A 15272-nucleotide genomic window follows, 5' to 3' on the forward strand; every position below is an offset into this window, starting at 1 on the left:
ATCCGGTGTTTGCTGATTTGTCTGTCGCCGGCCCTGCTAGCCGGGAGTGTCCGCACTTCGTCGGGTGCGGCCTCTATCACCTACTCCTCCTCTCCGCTTTCATCACCTTCATCAGCTTCAATCTCACACAGCAATGGATGCTCGTGGTCTCGTGCAAACTGATTAACCTGCGCGGCCTTTGTTTCCGCTATATCTCGAGTATAGACACCACAGATGGCTTTTCCCTTAGTGTGCACCTGCAGCATCAGCTGTGTGGCGCGCTCTCGGTCTACGTAGAAGAACAGCTCCAGTGCCTCGACCACAAAATCCATCGGAGTGTAGTCATCGTTCAGCATCACGACCTTGAACATCGGGGGGCGTTTCAGGCGAGGTTTGGCCTCTGCTACCGCCGTGTCGCCGCCCGCTCCATGTAAATAGCCGTCGTCTCCTCCCTCACCTTGGTCAGAGTGTAGTTTAATGGTTTGTAATTTTCCCATAGCGCCAATCAATCAGAATTCAGGTTTACTGGAGGTTTCCGCTTACTCGTAATGACACTCTGTCAGCGTGTTCGAGGCGGACAAAATTGAGGGGGCATTGTAACCTCATTCTGGATTGCGCACAGTCTGGACAGTCTCTTCTTCTTGACAAGTAAGAGGGTCTTGGCTACAAGAGGTAGTAACCGCGCCAATGCGGTTTGTGGCAGTCGCCACCAGCAGTACATAGTGAAGATGTACCAATAAATGAGGCGCATGAAGCGCGATAACAATAAATAAGACAACTTTTAGGCGGCCAGCAGTCGCCCCGGCAATTAGAGGGATTTCGCCATGCCTACCGGTACCGTTAAGTGGTTCAATAATGCCAAGGGATATGGATTTATTCTGGCGGACGAGGGAGGAGAAGATCTGTTTGCGCATTACTCCGCAATTCAGATGGAGGGTTACCGCACCCTGAAAGCGGGCCAGCAGGTTAATTTCGATATTATCCAAGGTGACAAAGGCTACCATGCCGCCAATATCACCATGGCAACTGCTGATGCCCCCAAAGCTCCGGTGCAGGCCGCCCCGGCACAGACTCACCAGGAGCGTGCCAAGGAAGCGGAAGAAGTTTTGGACTAAAGGTCCGGCACCCATTACCGCTGTTACCTGCAGCCCGGCAATCACCGGGCTCTCCCCTCCTATTGGCAACAGTTTTTAGCCTGCCTTTGACAGCGCTGTCCGATCTATTGCGCGGAAGCCTCTCCCCGCCGCCCCATCCTGCCCCCGAAACATTTCCTGCGTAATGCCTCTGGGAGTGTCTTCGCGCCAGCGCGCACACACCGGCATGGATTCAGACAAAAAAAAGCCCGACCCCCTCGCGGGGGCCGGGCTTTTTTCGAACCGACGGTCGGATTAAGCCATGTGCTTGATGACTTCTTCGCCGAATGCGGAGCAGGACTTCAGTTCCGCACCTTCCATCAGGCGCTCAAAGTCGTAAGTCACGGTCTTGGCTTCGATAGCGCCTTCCATGCCCTTGATGACCAGATCTGCAGCTTCGTTCCAGCCCAGGTGGCGGAGCATCATTTCTGCAGACAGGATCAGGGAGCCCGGGTTTACCTTGTCCTGACCAGCGTACTTAGGTGCAGTGCCGTGAGTCGCTTCAAACAGCGCAACTTCGTCGGACAGGTTTGCACCCGGAGCGATACCGATACCGCCAACCTGGGCAGCCAGCGCGTCAGACAGGTAGTCGCCATTCAGGTTCAGGGTGGCGATCACGTCGTACTCGGCCGGACGCAGAAGGATCTGCTGCAGCATGGCGTCGGCGATTACGTCCTTAACCACGATTTCCTTGCCGGTGTTCGGGTTCTTGAAGCTGCACCAGGGGCCGCCGTCGATCAGCTGTGCGCCGAACTCTTCACGAGCCAGCTCGTAGCCCCAATCTGCGAAGGCACCTTCGGTGAACTTCATGATGTTGCCTTTGTGCACCAGGGTCAGGGAGTCGCGATCCTGATCGATGGTGTACTGCAGGGCCTTGCGAACCAGGCGCTTGGTACCTTCTTCGGAAACCGGCTTAACACCGATACCACAGTTTTCCGGGAAGCGGATTTTCTTAACACCCATCTCGTCCTGCAGGAACTTGATGACCTTGTTCGCTTCGTCGGTGCCGGCTTTCCACTCGATGCCAGCGTAGATGTCTTCGGAGTTCTCGCGGAAGATCACCATGTCTACCTTGTTCGGCTCTTTAACCGGGGAAGGTACACCGCTGAACCAGCGCACTGGACGCTGACATACGTACAGATCCAGCTCCTGGCGCAGAGCAACGTTCAGGGAGCGGAAGCCGCCACCTACTGGAGTGGTCAGCGGGCCTTTGATGCTGACGACGTATTCTTTGATCGCTTCCAGGGTTTCAGCCGGGAACCAGTCGCCGCTGTAAGTTTCTGCAGCTTTCTCACCGCAGTAGATTTCCATCCACTCGATGGCTTTCTCGTCGCTGTACGCTTTGCTGACTGCTGCGTCAATCACCTTGCGCATTACCGGGGTGATGTCCACACCGATGCCGTCACCCTCAATGAAAGGAATAATCGGGCGATTCGGTACATTCAGAGAACCGTCTGCATTAACTGACACTTTTTCGCCGTTGGCCGGCACTTGGATGTGACCCATGTGGTTTGACTCCCGTAACACATATTTAATTGACCAGCCCGATGCCCGAAAAACCTGCATAATGCGCGGCTGATACGGCGGCCGGTAAGAACTGCCGACCCCTTGTTACCCCGGGGGCTGGCTAAAAATCGGCGGGATTATATCAGTATCAGTCGAATTTTGTAGTTTGATTACAACTAAAGCACCACTAACTTTTATGAGCCGCCTGATTCTTCTCAACAAACCCTATGGTGTGCTTTGCCAGTTCACCGATCCCGAGGGGCGCCCCACACTGGCAGATCACATAAGCCAGTCCGGGGTTTACGCAGCAGGAAGGCTTGATTTTGATTCAGAAGGCCTGCTGCTCCTGACCGACGATGGCCAGCTGCAGCACACCATTGCCCACCCGCGCAACAAGCTGCCAAAAACCTATTGGGTGCAGGTAGAGGGAGCGATTACTGAAGAAGCGATGGCCCTGCTCCGTTGCGGCGTGCAACTGAAGGACGGAATAACCGCGCCCGCGAAGGCTAAGGCGATACCCGAGCCGGTAATCTGGCCCCGCAACCCGCCGATTCGGGAGCGGAAAAACATACCGACATCCTGGCTCGAGCTCACGATCACCGAGGGACGCAACCGGCAGGTCAGAAGGATGACCGCCGCCGCGGGATTCCCCACGCTGCGCCTGATTCGCTACGCAATTGGACAGTGGACGATCGATGGGCTGCGCCCCGGCGAATCGCGCTCGTTGGATGTACACCTGCCGGCAGTGACAGGGAATCGCCCCAGTCACGGCAAGAACGCCGGTAGTCGCCGGCGCGATGGCAGGCGACCCGGTGCGGCGCGGCCGCGCAGAAATGACCGCTGATTCGGCGGTAGGCGCCCCATTCACTCAGGGGCAATCAACGGGCTAGTCTGTATGAGAAGCTTTGCCGATCTCCGGCCCTGTGGTTGCAGGTTGGTCACGGCAGGCAATCATGGGTAAAATGCGCCCCCGATTTTCCCGCTCGCGGTGGAAACTGCTCTCAATCCTTTACGGCGGAGTCTTCTGTGCCTTTAGATTCACCAGCAAACCCTTCTGAATTTGCCAGTACCGGTATTCCGGCAGGCGGTCGTGTCATCGTTGGCATGTCCGGCGGCGTCGACTCTTCAGTCGCCGCGCTGCTCCTGATGCAACAGGGGTATCAGGTCGAAGGCCTGTTCATGAAGAACTGGGACGAAGATGACGGCACCGAGTACTGCACCGCAAAACAGGATCTGGCCGATGCGGAGTCTGTCTGTGCACGTCTGGGAATAAAACTGCATACCGCCAATTTCGCTGCAGAATACTGGGACAACGTCTTCGAGTATTTTCTGTCCGAATACAAAGCGGGCCGCACGCCGAACCCCGACATCCTGTGTAACCGCGAAATCAAGTTCAAAGTCTTTCTGGAATATGCGCAGGTGCTGGGCGCTGACGCCATTGCTACGGGGCACTATGCCCGCCGCAAAGACATAGACGGTCGCACCTATCTGGCCAAGGGGCTGGACACAAATAAAGACCAGAGCTATTTCCTCCACGCGGTGGGCGAAGCCGAGTTCGCGCGCTCACTGTTCCCGCTCGGCGAACTGGAAAAGCCAGAAGTGCGCCGCATCGCCGAGGAAAACGGCTTCATCACCCACGCCAAGAAAGACAGTACCGGTATCTGCTTTATCGGCGAACGCCGTTTCAAGGATTTCCTTGAGCAGTACCTGCCGGCACAACCCGGAGAGATGCAGACGCCGGAAGGCGTGGTCATGGGCGAGCACTTTGGGCTGATGTACCACACAATTGGCCAGCGACAGGGCCTGGGTATTGGCGGCGTAAAAGGCGCTGGCGACGCGCCCTGGTATGTCGTTGGCAAAGATCTTGAGCGAAACGTGCTGCTGGTTGCCCAGGGCAAGCACCACCCCCTGCTCTACTCGACCGGACTCAAGGCCTCGCAGACACACTGGATCAACGGCGCACCGCCCGCGACCGAATTCCGCGCCGGCGCCAAGACCCGCTATCGCCAGGACGACCAGGATTGCCTGGTACAGGTGAGCGCCGATGGCAACCTGACCATCACATTTGACCAGCCGCAACGCGCCGTCACACCGGGGCAGTCAGTCGTCCTCTACCAGGGCGACATCTGCCTCGGCGGCGCAGTTATCGATGTAGCCACCGGTGTAGGCCAGGTGGATGCGGCTACGGGGAGCAACTCTTGAGCAACTGGAACGATCAGGCACTCGCATTAGCCGGTGTCTTCCAAGCTGCAATTCTGGTCGAGCGTCTGGCCAAGACCGGCACTGCGCCGGCCGAACAACTGGAAACCGGCGTGTACAGCCTGTTCCAGCAGAACCCGGAAACTACCGAAGACGTGTTCGGCGGCGTTGAAAAAGTACTGCCGGGGCTGCGTGGCGCGCGCCAGCTGATCGCCACGAGGCAGCACCCAGAATATACCGATTGCCTGCGCTATGTACTTTCGATCCTTTACCTGCAGCGACAGCTGGCGAAAAAGCCGGAATTGCTTGCCATCATCGGCAGTCGCCTGGAGAAAGCCCAGACACAGGCAGATCACTTTGGCATAGGCCACGAAAACGTCTACGCCAACCTGGCCAGCATTTACAGTGACACCCTCAGTACCTTTCGTTTTCGCATTCAGGTACTCGGCGATTTCAATTACCTCCAGCAACAGCGTATCGCGAACCAGATCCGAACCATGCTGTTTGCCGGTGTACGTGCGGCCACCCTGTGGCGGCAACTTGGCGGCCGCCGGCTGCACCTGCTGTTCCAGCGCAAGAAACTGATTGCGGCGATGGACGCGCTGGTGTCCAAGTACGAGAGCCTGGAGCACTGACCTATTTCGTTTTTCCGCCGCCAGACTGCCTTGGCACTGCGCGGCTGATATTCAATATCGGAGAGATATGATGACTGTCGAACTATCCGCATTGACCGCGGTTTCCCCCATTGACGGCCGCTATGAAGGCAAGACTGCAGCCCTTCGGGACATTTTCAGTGAATACGGCCTGATCCGCGCGCGGGTGGAGGTTGAGGTGCGCTGGCTGCAACAGCTGGCCCGCCACGAAAAGATTGCCGAGGTGCAGCCGTTTACCGGTGGCAGCAACCAGATCCTTGACGATATCGTCAGCAAGTTCTCCGTTCAGGACGCAGAGCGCATCAAGGAAATTGAGCGCACCACCAATCACGACGTCAAAGCGGTTGAGTACTTCCTGAAAGAAAAAGTGAAAGGCAACGACCAGCTCGAAGCGGTTAGTGAATTCATTCACTTTGCCTGCACATCCGAGGACATCAACAATCTCTCCCACGCGCTCATGCTGCGTGCAGGACGGGATCAGGTGCTGCTCCCGGCGATGAACCAGATCATCACCGAGGTTGCTACCCTGGCGAAAACCTTTGCCGACGTGCCCATGCTGTCCCGCACCCACGGGCAGACTGCGAGCCCGACTACCGTTGGCAAGGAGCTCGCCAACGTCGTTGCGCGCCTGCGCCGCCAGGTAAAGCAGATCCATGAAGTGGAATTGCTCGGCAAAATCAATGGCGCTGTCGGTAACTACAACGCGCACCTGTCCGCCTACCCCGACGTAGACTGGCAGGCCAACGCAGAAGAGTTTGTGACTTCACTGGGCCTGACCTGGAACCCCTACACCACGCAGATCGAGCCGCATGACTACATTGCCGAGCTGTTCGACGCAATCGCCCGCTTCAATACCATCCTGATCGATTTTGACCGTGATATCTGGGGCTATATCTCCCTCGGTTACTTCAAGCAGAAAGTGGTTGCCGGTGAAGTTGGCTCTTCCACCATGCCGCACAAAGTCAATCCGATCGATTTCGAGAATTCCGAGGGCAACCTGGGCATTGCAAACGCGGTGTTCCAGCACCTTGCCGCAAAACTGCCGGTTTCCCGCTGGCAGCGCGACCTCACCGATTCCACCGTGCTGCGCAATATGGGTGTAGGCGCCGGCTACTCAGTCATAGCTTACGCGGCAACGCTGAAGGGGCTGAGCAAGCTTGAGATCAACCGCGCGCGACTTGAGGAAGACCTGAACAACGCGTGGGAAGTTCTGGCCGAACCGATCCAGACCGTAATGCGCCGTTACAACATCGAAGAGCCCTACGAAAAACTCAAGGCTCTGACCCGCGGCCAGGGCATTACCAAGGAAACCCTGGCAACGTTTATCGACGGCCTGGATATGCCGGAAGAGGCCAAGCAGGCCCTGCGCGAGATGACGCCCGCCAGCTATATCGGTAACGCCGTACAGCAGGCAAACAATATCTGATCATTGCCTGGAGGCGATGCCGTGACCAAAGCTCTGACCCATCTTGGCGATATCAGCGTCGAGGAATTTCTGCGGGATTACTGGCAGAAAAAGCCCTTACTGATCCGGCAGGCCTTTCCGCAATTCACGCCCCCGATTTCGGGGGAAGAGCTGGCGGGAATGGCGCTGGAAGAACACATTGAATCGCGCCTGATTGAAGAACACGGCATCGAGGGGCCCTGGCAGTTACGCACGGGCCCCTTCACCGAAGAAGATTTTTTTTCGCTGCCAAAGAGCCATTGGACACTGCTGGTGCAAGCTGTGGATCAGTGGGTGCCCGAGGTGGCGAAACTGAAAGACAAGTTCCGGTTTATCCCGGATTGGCGGCTCGACGACATCATGATCAGTTATGCCGCTGATCAGGGCTCGGTCGGCCCGCATTACGATTTTTACGATGTCTTCCTGCTGCAGGCTGAGGGAAAGCGCCGCTGGCACCAGGGCGCCAAGGCCGATGCCAGCAGTCCGCGGGTAGAAGGCACCAAACTGAATATTTTGCAGCACTTCGAGCCGGAGAACAGCTGGGTGCTGGAGCCGGGTGACATGCTTTACCTGCCTCCACAGTTCAGCCACTGGGGCATTGCCGAAGGTGGTTGCACCACAATTTCGATCGGCTTTCGCGCGCCGTCGGCGCGCACCCTGCTGGAAGACCTGGCGTCCGAACTGGCGATGGGCCTGCCCGATCACCTCCGCTACACAGACCCGGATCTGACACGGCCGGAAAACCCTTCCGAGATTGACCCTGTCACTGTGGCAAGAGTGCAGCGGCAATTGGCGGAGTGGTTACAGCAGCCCCAGAATATCGCCCAGTGGTTTGGCGCAATCATGACGGAAGCCAAATACCCGGATACCGTCGCCCTCGATGCAGGCAGTGCCCAGAACTGGCGCGACATTCTTGCCGATGGCGGATCCCTGATTCTCAATCCCGGTTCGCGCTGCGCCTTCTGTCGCGATCCGGAAACCCTGTTTATCGACGGGGAGTCCTTCCCTGCCCCTCTACGTTTTGCACAAGCTTTCTGCGACACTCGTGAACTGACCAGTGCCGATGTGGATCCCTACCAGGAGCTCATGGCACATAATGGTCTGCTGGACCAACTGGTGTCACAGGGCAGCCTGATCAATCCCGAGGATCTGGACGCCTGGGACGATGAGGACGACGAAGAGGAATAACCATGAGTCTGTTTGTGCGCCTGGCCGACTGGCAGGCGGATCACGCCGCCATTCGCATGATCCGACAGCAGGTTTTCATAGAAGAACAGCAAGTGCCCGCAGATTTGGAGTGGGACGAGCACGAGACCAGTGCGCAGCACTTCCTGGTGTTTCACAATGACAAGCCGGTGGGTACCGGTCGCATCACCGGCGACGGAAAAATCGGCCGGATGGCCGTGCTTGCCGATGCGCGGGGGCTTGGTGCAGGTTTGCAGCTGCTCCAGTTTATCTGCCATTTCGCTTGTGTAGAGGGACAACAGTCGGTCTACCTGAACGCCCAGCGCCACGCAGAGCCCTTCTATGCGAAAGCGGGTTTTGTCGCCGAGGGAGAGACATTCATGGAAGCCGGCATTCCCCACGTGCGCATGACAAGGCAGTTGCAGGAACCAGCCGAAAGTGCGTGACATGAGCACCGGTGCACAAAGCTTCACTGGCCATGAAGGCGGTGCGACGGCGCTGCTTCAACTGCTTGAAAGCTGCAAGCGGCAGGTACGAATCTCATCGCTATGCCTGACCCACGCGATATACAGTGAGGCGCTCACTGTGCAGGCCCTCTCCGACTTCGCCAGGCGCAGCCGCTACAGCCGGGTCGAAATTCTCGTTTCAGACACGACCGCCATGTACCGCCGTCCACATCGCTTGCTGCCACTGATCCAGCGACTCGGCAGCCATATCCAGCTGCGCTGCCTGCAGGATGAGCATGGGCCTGAAGTACACGAATATGTAGTCGGCGATGATCAGCAGGTGCTGTTCGTAGCGGATCCGGATCTGTGGCGAGGTACCTACGAGCTGGAAAGCCGCCAGCGAGCACGTAAATTGAATGAGGCCTTTTCACAGCGCTGGGCGCAAGCTGTGGAAGACCCCAATTTGCGGCAACTGCAGCTTTAATTCTCCTGCAGTAACGGGGCTTGCGCCCCGCTCTGGCAACCGATCAGGCCGCTATTCTCAGGCGCTGCTTCTCCGCGCGTTTCACCGAAATCTCACTGCGCTCAATGATGTCGACGTCTATTCCACGCGTACCGGCAGTGGCCACGAAGTCAGTAATGATTTCCGCAACATCGTGGTTGATGTACACACAGTTTTGCTTGTCGATGATGACATGCGCATTGTTGGGTACTTCGCTCAGCTCCTTACGGATGGCACCCTTGTTAAGGAAGGTAACCTCTTCCGCAAGCTGCAGGCTGATGCGTGGGCGGTTGTCCTGCTCAGTGTCTTCTTTTTTGTGCAGGAAGTGCGAATTCAGGTAGTTACGGCGCAGCAGGGCAAAAATCGCCGCAGCCATTCCCAGGCCCACCCCGGTCAACAGGTCGGTGAACACCACGCCCAGCACAGTAATCATGAACGGCACGAACTGCCCCGCACCGTTGTCCCACATTTTCTTGAACAGTGCGGGCTTGGCCAGTTTATAGCCCGTAAGAATAAGCACGGCAGCCAGCACACCCAGAGGAATCGTGTTCAGCCAGGTAGGCAGTGTCGCCACGCACACGAGCAGCAACAGGCCGTGAATGATGGTGGACGCCTTGGAGCGTGCACCGGTCTGCAGATTCACAGAACTCCGCACGATGACCTGGGTTACCGGCAAACCACCGATAAAGCCAGAGAGTGAGTTGCCCACACCCTGCGCGACCAATTCACGATTCGTTGGCGTAGTGCGCTTGAGCGGATCCATCTTGTCGATCGCTTCAACGCTGAGCAGAGTTTCCAGGCTGGCAACAACTGCAATGGTCACCGCCACGGTCCAGACCGCGGGGTTGTTCAGCTGAGAGAAATCGGGCAGCGTAAACTGGCCAAAAAACTCTCCCAGACCGGACGCCACCGGCACGCTGACCAACTGGGCTTCAGACAAACGCAACAGGTCAAATGGGATGAACATCAGATGCAACGCAACCGCCGACGCAACTGCCAGTACCGGTCCGGGAATTCGGCTGGCTACCGGATTGTTTTTGATGATTGGGGTCTCCCAGACAATGAGCAGGGCCACCGAAATCAGGGTGATCACCAGCACACCGCGGTGAATGTTGGCAAAAAATGCCGACAGGGTCGCGGTCAGGCTGTCACCCGCCAGCTCGACGCCACCCACACCAAATGCGTAGGGAATCTGCTTCAGGATAATGATCAGACCAATACCGGTAAGCATGCCGTTGATCACTGAAGACGGAAAGAAATAGCCGAGAATACCTGCCCGCATTACCCCTAGCAGCACCTGCATCAAACCGCCAAGAAAAACGGCGAGCAGGAAAGTCTCAAATGCACCGAGGCTTTCAATTGCGGCAAGCACGATGACGGCCAGGCCGGCTGCAGGCCCGGAAACCCCAAGCGGTGAACGACTGATCGCACCGACAACAACACCACCGACGATACCGGCAATCAATCCGGAGAAAAGCGGTGCGCCTGAGGCCAGCGCAACCCCAAGACATAGTGGTAACGCAACAAAAAAGACCACCACACTCGCGGGCAAATCTTTCTTCAGATCCTTTAAATTCATTACGGCTTACTCCTGCATAACCACCGCACCAGGCAGCGGTCAACCAATGACAGCAGATGCGGGCCCAAATCCAAGGGGCTCACATGAAGCCGGCGAGATTACACAGGTCAACTTTCAGTAACCTTTCATGCATCGGTAAACGTGAATGTCCAAATAGTCAGGTATATAACGGCTTCATCGTGTAATCTTTGCGCATTCAACGTATAGGCAAAACGTTTTTGGAGCGTCATGAACATACTTTTGGTGGAAGATGACCCACTGCTTGCCCAGGGTCTGCAACAGGCATTGCGTCAGGCTGAATACTCGGTCGTACATACCGCGCAGGGCGAGCATGCCGACGGTCTGCTGCTGGCTCAGGAAATGGATCTGATGATCCTGGATTTGGGCCTTCCCGACATTGATGGCCTCGACGTACTGCGCCGACTGCGCGCGCGCAAGCACCGTATCCCGGTGTTGGTTCTGACTGCGCGGGACGGTATCGACCAGCAGGTCCAGGCACTGGATCTGGGGGCCGACGACTACCTGGAGAAGCCCTTTGACTTGCGAGAACTCGAGGCGCGGGTCCGCGCATTGTTGCGTCGCAGTTACGACCTGTCGTCAGACGAAGTCTGCGTTGGCGAACTGACCGTGAGTCCTTTTCATCGCACTGCGACGCTTCAGGGGCAGCGCCTGGAGTTGACCGCGCGCGAGTATGAAATCCTCGAGGCTCTGGCACTGTCTTCACCGCGGGTGATGACGAAAGCACGCCTGGCGCAGCGGCTGATCAAGCCCGGTGATGAACTTGGGGATAATGCCGTCGAGGTCTATATCCATCGGCTGCGCCGCCGCCTTAGTGGTTCTGGTGTGGCGATTCGCACCCTGCGCGGTGCCGGCTACCAGCTTGAGGTACAGGCGTGAGAACACGCTACGGCTTGCGCACACAGCTACTGCTGCTGGTCGGCATATCGCTGTTCTTCCTGTTCCTGATCGAGACGCTGGTTTCCTACGCGATCGGCCTGCATGTCACGAATCAGGTGTTCGATCGCTGGCTGCTGGACTCCGCATACTCACTGGCTCAGGAAGTGCGGCGCGATGGCGGCCGCCTGCGGTTTTATGCGGACAAAGCTGCGATCGAAGTGTTTGAATGGGATGAACTGGATCAGGTGTACTTCCGCGTTGCAACACCCGACGGTCAGGTTCTTGGAGGGCAAGCGGAGCCCTGGGTGGCCGCCGACATAGCCACACTCAAGCAAGGCCCGATGTTCCGTAACGTCGAGCTGAATGGTGAGTGGGCGCGGAGCGTCACCGTGCTCGCAAACCCGGATTCACCGGATAGCACCGCGATTGTCAGCGTTGCCGAGACACTCAACAAACGGTCGCCGCTGGCCCGCACGCTGATGGCTGAAGTGATCGTTTCCAAGATTATTTTATTTGCAGTAGCGCTGTTGCTGATCGCTATCGCCCTCTCGAAGGGTATCCGCCCTCTTCGCAAACTCAGCCAGGAACTTGCGAATCGCTCTCCGCGGGATTTGACCACCATCGAAACGCCGCCGGCGCCTCACGAAGTGCATACACTGGTGGACAACACCAACCGGCTGTTACGGCGGCTGGATACAGCGTTTACCTTGCGCGAGCAATTTATTGGCAACATATCCCACCAACTGAAGACGCCATTGGCAGGGATAAAACTGCAGGCGCAGCTGGCCCTGCGCGACAACGACATAACATCCGTGCATGCAGCGCTCGAGCGTATCTGTCAAACCACCGATGCCATGTCACACGTCAACAACCAGCTGCTGAAGCTGGCTCGGGCGGAAGCCGCGTCCGGTCGCGGCCTGAGAAATGAAGTCGTCGCGCTGAACAGCGTCGTGCAGGAAGTAACCTCTGGTCTCAAGTATCTCGCACAGGAGCGCGAGGTACATGTCGTTTCACAATTGGACGGCGCCGACTTCCGGGTACTGGGCGAGTACACATTGCTGCGCGAACTGGTGTGGAACCTGGTGGAAAACGCGATTCTTTACATAGACCGCGGTGGTTCGGTGTGGGTGTTATTGGCCACGGACAATGTCACTGGGGAAATCGTATTAACTGTCAAAGATAATGGTGCGGGGATTCCCCGGGAGCACTGGCCTCAGATTTTCGAGCGCTTTTTCCGCTCCAGGAATGTCGGCGAGGGTTGTGGGCTGGGACTCGCGATCGTGCGTGAAATCGCTATCGCGCACAGTGCAGAAGTCAGCCTGGAAGCAGCCCCGGATACCACTGGAGCCTGTTTTGTTACACGCTTCCCGCCGATGGAAAGCGCGTAACACATCGATCTCCGATTGCGCCCTCAGGCCGCCTAAATAATTCGCTGTGGTGCCGTACTCGGTTCGAGGCGGATTGCGATGAACTTGGATGTGGGCGTATAGCTGCCAATGCCGTAGCTTTCCAGTGGTACCAGTGGGTTTGTTTCCGGGTAGTACGCCGCCGCCTGGCCGGCGGGTATATCGAATGCAATCAGCGTAAAACCGGAAACCCGCCGCTCGCGGTCATCGTCCCATAGTGAGACGATGTCCACTCGCTGCCGATCTTCAAAACCCAGCCGATGAATATCCTCCTGACTGGCAAATACCACGTGGCGCTCCCCTTTGACACCGCGGTAGCGGTCGTTGAGGCTGTAAACCGTCGTATTGTATTGGTCATGGGAACGAAGGGTTTGCAGAACCAGGTCGTGCTTGCGGCCTTTCTTGCGTACTCCCGTGCTGATCAGGCTCTCGGGTAACGGCTCAGAGATGAAATTCGCTTTTCCCGTTCCTGTATTCCACTGGCGCTGCCCTGCAGAGTTTTGCAGATAGAAGCCGCCGGGCGTGGACAACCGCAGATTGAAATCATCAAACCCGGGAATCACATCAGCGATAAGATCCCGAATACGGGCGTAGTCCTCGATCAGCCACAACCAGTCCACGGGCTCCTTACCCAGTACAGCCTGCGCCATACCGGCGATGATGGCGGGCTCCGAACGCATTTCTGCCGAAAGCGGCGTTAACTGCCCGTACGAGGCATGTACCATGCTGAATGAATCTTCCACCGTGACTGCCTGAGGTCCTCGGGCCTGCCGGTCGATGTCGGTGCGGCCGAGGCATGGCAGGATGAGCGCTTCGCGACCGGTGACAAGGTGGCTGCGATTCAGCTTGGTACTGATCTGCACCGTAAGCGCACAGTTGCGCAGCGCCTCATGAGTACGTGCGCTGTCCGGTGTCGCCTGTGCAAAATTTCCGCCGAGCGCAATAAAGACTTTGATCCTGCCTTCCAGCATCGCACCGATGGACTGAACCACGTTGACCCCGTCTTCCCTCGGGCAGTCAAAAGCGAAGCGGCGCTCGAGCGAGTCCAGCAGTGCAGACGGTGGCTTGTCGTCGATTCCCATGGTGCGGTCGCCCTGCACATTACTGTGGCCGCGCACCGGGCAGAGTCCTGCTCCAGGCATGCCGATTTGCCCGCGCAGCAATTGCAGATTGGTGATTTCCTGAATGGTGGCGACCGAGTGGCGATGCTGGGTGACGCCCATAGCCCAACAGATGATGGTGCGCTTGCTGCGGCAATAGATATGCGCTGCCCGTTCTATCTCGGATTTCTCCAGCCCACTCTGCTCCAGAATGGCGCTCCACGGCGTACTCTCTACCTGCGCGCGATACGCTTCGAACCCCGTGCAGTGTTCATCGATAAACGCCTGGTCCAGCGGTCCTTCGGCCTGATCCCGCTCCGCTTCCTGTTGCCATTGGAACAGGAATTTCGCAATGCCACGGATCACAGCCATGTCGCCGCCCAGCGCGGGACGAAAGAAGGCAGTAGACAGCGACATCTCACCATTGGTGAGCATCTGCACCGGATCCTGGGGCGCCTGGAAGCGCTCCAGTCCGCGCTCGCGCAGTGGGTTGAATACCACTACCTGCGCGCCGCGCTCCACCGCCTCACTCAGCGGCTCGAGCATGCGCGGGTGGTTGGTGCCCGGGTTTTGACCGATCACAAATATCGCTTCGGCATCGGCGAAGTCGGTATAGGTCACCGTGCCCTTACCGGTGCCAATGCTGGCTTTTAACGCAACGCCGCTCGCTTCGTGGCACATATTCGAGCAATCGGGCAGATTGTTAGTGCCATAGGCCCGGGCAAAAAGCTGATACAGAAAGGCCGCCTCGTTGCTGGCGCGGCCCGAGGTATAGAAAGCAGCCCGATCCGGCGAGTCCAGTGCGTTCAGGTGGCTGGCGATAATCTCAAATGCCCGTTCCCAGGAAATCGGCTGGTAGTGATCGCCGTTGCCATCGAAGTACATGGGTTCAGTGAGGCGCCCCTGGTATTCAAGCCAGTAATCATCTTGCGCCAGCAACTCGGCGATGCTGTGCCTGGCAAAAAAATCCGCATCCACACCGCGCCCGCTGGCCTCCCAGTTCACCGCTTTGGCGCCATTCTCACAAAACCGGATACGTCCCTCTTTCGGAGCCTCACCCCAGGCGCAGCCCGGGCAGTCAAACCCACCGTGCTGATTGGTCTGCAGCATGGCGCGCAAATTCTTGAAGGGTTGCCGGCTGTCCAGCCACGCATGCGCAACGCTGCGCAATGCTCCCCAGCCTGCGGCAGGCTTTTGGTAAGGGCGGAAGCGAAAACGGTCTACCGGGGTCTTCATGGCATAT

General features: G+C 57.6%; 14 protein-coding genes. 10 read left to right on the forward strand and 4 right to left on the reverse strand.

Annotation, left to right across the window (positions count from 1 at the left end; genetic code table 11):
* Positions 1–80 precede the first annotated feature (80 nt).
* Positions 81–476, reverse strand: coding sequence for an ATP-dependent Clp protease adapter ClpS (gene clpS, locus ACNKU7_RS09750; protein ID WP_418296780.1), 396 nt, complete (start codon positions 474–476; stop codon positions 81–83).
* 327 nt (positions 477–803) lie between these two features.
* Here clpS and cspD point away from each other — a divergent pair, with 327 nt between their 5' ends.
* Positions 804–1094 (forward strand): cold shock domain-containing protein CspD, encoded by a 291-nt coding sequence (gene cspD, locus ACNKU7_RS09755; RefSeq protein ID WP_418296781.1) that lies wholly within the window; start codon positions 804–806, stop codon positions 1092–1094.
* 273 nt (positions 1095–1367) lie between these two features.
* Here cspD and icd read toward each other — a convergent pair whose 3' ends face one another.
* Positions 1368–2618 (reverse strand): NADP-dependent isocitrate dehydrogenase, encoded by a 1251-nt coding sequence (gene icd / locus ACNKU7_RS09760; RefSeq protein WP_418296782.1) that lies wholly within the window; start codon positions 2616–2618, stop codon positions 1368–1370.
* Positions 2619–2814: 196 nt separating this feature from the next.
* Here icd and ACNKU7_RS09765 point away from each other — a divergent pair, with 196 nt between their 5' ends.
* The 7 genes from ACNKU7_RS09765 (at position 2815) to ACNKU7_RS09795 (ending at position 9029) form a co-directional block, all read left to right on the forward strand.
* On the forward strand, positions 2815–3462 hold the full coding sequence (locus ACNKU7_RS09765) for a pseudouridine synthase (protein WP_418296783.1): 648 nt from the start codon (positions 2815–2817) through the stop codon (positions 3460–3462).
* Between the two features lie 230 nt (positions 3463–3692).
* Positions 3693–4820 carry a tRNA 2-thiouridine(34) synthase MnmA gene (gene mnmA, locus ACNKU7_RS09770; RefSeq protein WP_418296879.1) on the forward strand — a complete coding sequence of 376 codons (1128 nt, stop codon included), beginning with the start codon at positions 3693–3695 and terminating at the stop codon, positions 4818–4820.
* Positions 4817–5452, forward strand: coding sequence for a high frequency lysogenization protein HflD (hflD, locus tag ACNKU7_RS09775; protein WP_418296784.1), 636 nt, complete (start codon positions 4817–4819; stop codon positions 5450–5452). The genes mnmA and hflD overlap by 4 nt, the downstream gene beginning before the upstream one ends.
* A 70-nt stretch (positions 5453–5522) precedes the next feature.
* Positions 5523–6896 (forward strand): adenylosuccinate lyase, encoded by a 1374-nt coding sequence (purB, locus tag ACNKU7_RS09780; protein WP_418296880.1) that lies wholly within the window; start codon positions 5523–5525, stop codon positions 6894–6896.
* Positions 6897–6917: 21 nt separating this feature from the next.
* Entirely contained in the window at positions 6918–8102 is a 1185-nt protein-coding gene (locus tag ACNKU7_RS09785) for a JmjC domain-containing protein (RefSeq protein ID WP_418296785.1), read from the forward strand.
* Positions 8103–8104: 2 nt separating this feature from the next.
* Positions 8105–8545, forward strand: coding sequence for a GNAT family N-acetyltransferase (locus ACNKU7_RS09790; protein WP_418296786.1), 441 nt, complete (start codon positions 8105–8107; stop codon positions 8543–8545).
* A 1-nt stretch (position 8546) separates the two neighbouring features.
* Positions 8547–9029 carry a DUF7931 domain-containing protein gene (locus tag ACNKU7_RS09795; protein ID WP_418296787.1) on the forward strand — a complete coding sequence of 161 codons (483 nt, stop codon included), beginning with the start codon at positions 8547–8549 and terminating at the stop codon, positions 9027–9029.
* A gap of 43 nt (positions 9030–9072) precedes the next feature.
* Here the strand turns inward: ACNKU7_RS09795 and ACNKU7_RS09800 are convergent, their stop codons facing one another.
* The gene (locus tag ACNKU7_RS09800; RefSeq protein WP_418296788.1) at positions 9073–10626 is read right to left on the reverse strand and encodes a SulP family inorganic anion transporter; all 1554 of its coding nucleotides are present in this window, start codon (positions 10624–10626) and stop codon (positions 9073–9075) included.
* A gap of 228 nt (positions 10627–10854) precedes the next feature.
* On the opposite strand from ACNKU7_RS09800, the gene ACNKU7_RS09805 reads away from it, so the two are divergent.
* Both ACNKU7_RS09805 and ACNKU7_RS09810 read left to right on the forward strand, forming a co-directional pair.
* The gene (locus ACNKU7_RS09805) at positions 10855–11523 is read left to right on the forward strand and encodes a response regulator (protein ID WP_418296789.1); all 669 of its coding nucleotides are present in this window, start codon (positions 10855–10857) and stop codon (positions 11521–11523) included.
* Entirely contained in the window at positions 11520–12911 is a 1392-nt protein-coding gene (locus tag ACNKU7_RS09810) for a sensor histidine kinase (protein ID WP_418296790.1), read from the forward strand. The genes ACNKU7_RS09805 and ACNKU7_RS09810 overlap by 4 nt, the downstream gene beginning before the upstream one ends.
* A gap of 32 nt (positions 12912–12943) precedes the next feature.
* On the opposite strand, the gene ACNKU7_RS09815 is transcribed toward ACNKU7_RS09810, so the two are convergent.
* Positions 12944–15265 (reverse strand): FdhF/YdeP family oxidoreductase, encoded by a 2322-nt coding sequence (locus ACNKU7_RS09815; protein ID WP_418296791.1) that lies wholly within the window; start codon positions 15263–15265, stop codon positions 12944–12946.
* Positions 15266–15272 lie beyond the last annotated feature (7 nt).

The organism is Microbulbifer weihaiensis, from assembly GCF_048323715.1.
Lineage (GTDB): Bacteria > Pseudomonadota > Gammaproteobacteria > Pseudomonadales > Cellvibrionaceae > Microbulbifer.

Bases quoted from the DNA above. Each gene is read 5' to 3' on its own strand.
- clpS (WP_418296780.1), bottom strand. From the start codon at position 476: ATGGGAAAATTACAAACCATTAAACTACACTCTGACCAAGGTGAGGGA.
- cspD (WP_418296781.1), top strand. From the start codon at position 804: ATGCCTACCGGTACCGTTAAGTGGTTCAATAATGCCAAGGGATATGGA.
- icd (WP_418296782.1), bottom strand. From the start codon at position 2,618: ATGGGTCACATCCAAGTGCCGGCCAACGGCGAAAAAGTGTCAGTTAAT.
- ACNKU7_RS09765 (WP_418296783.1), top strand. From the start codon at position 2,815: ATGAGCCGCCTGATTCTTCTCAACAAACCCTATGGTGTGCTTTGCCAG.
- purB (WP_418296880.1), top strand. From the start codon at position 5,523: ATGACTGTCGAACTATCCGCATTGACCGCGGTTTCCCCCATTGACGGC.
- ACNKU7_RS09790 (WP_418296786.1), top strand. From the start codon at position 8,105: ATGAGTCTGTTTGTGCGCCTGGCCGACTGGCAGGCGGATCACGCCGCC.
- ACNKU7_RS09795 (WP_418296787.1), top strand. From the start codon at position 8,547: ATGAGCACCGGTGCACAAAGCTTCACTGGCCATGAAGGCGGTGCGACG.
- ACNKU7_RS09800 (WP_418296788.1), bottom strand. From the start codon at position 10,626: ATGAATTTAAAGGATCTGAAGAAAGATTTGCCCGCGAGTGTGGTGGTC.
- ACNKU7_RS09805 (WP_418296789.1), top strand. From the start codon at position 10,855: ATGAACATACTTTTGGTGGAAGATGACCCACTGCTTGCCCAGGGTCTG.
- ACNKU7_RS09815 (WP_418296791.1), bottom strand. From the start codon at position 15,265: ATGAAGACCCCGGTAGACCGTTTTCGCTTCCGCCCTTACCAAAAGCCT.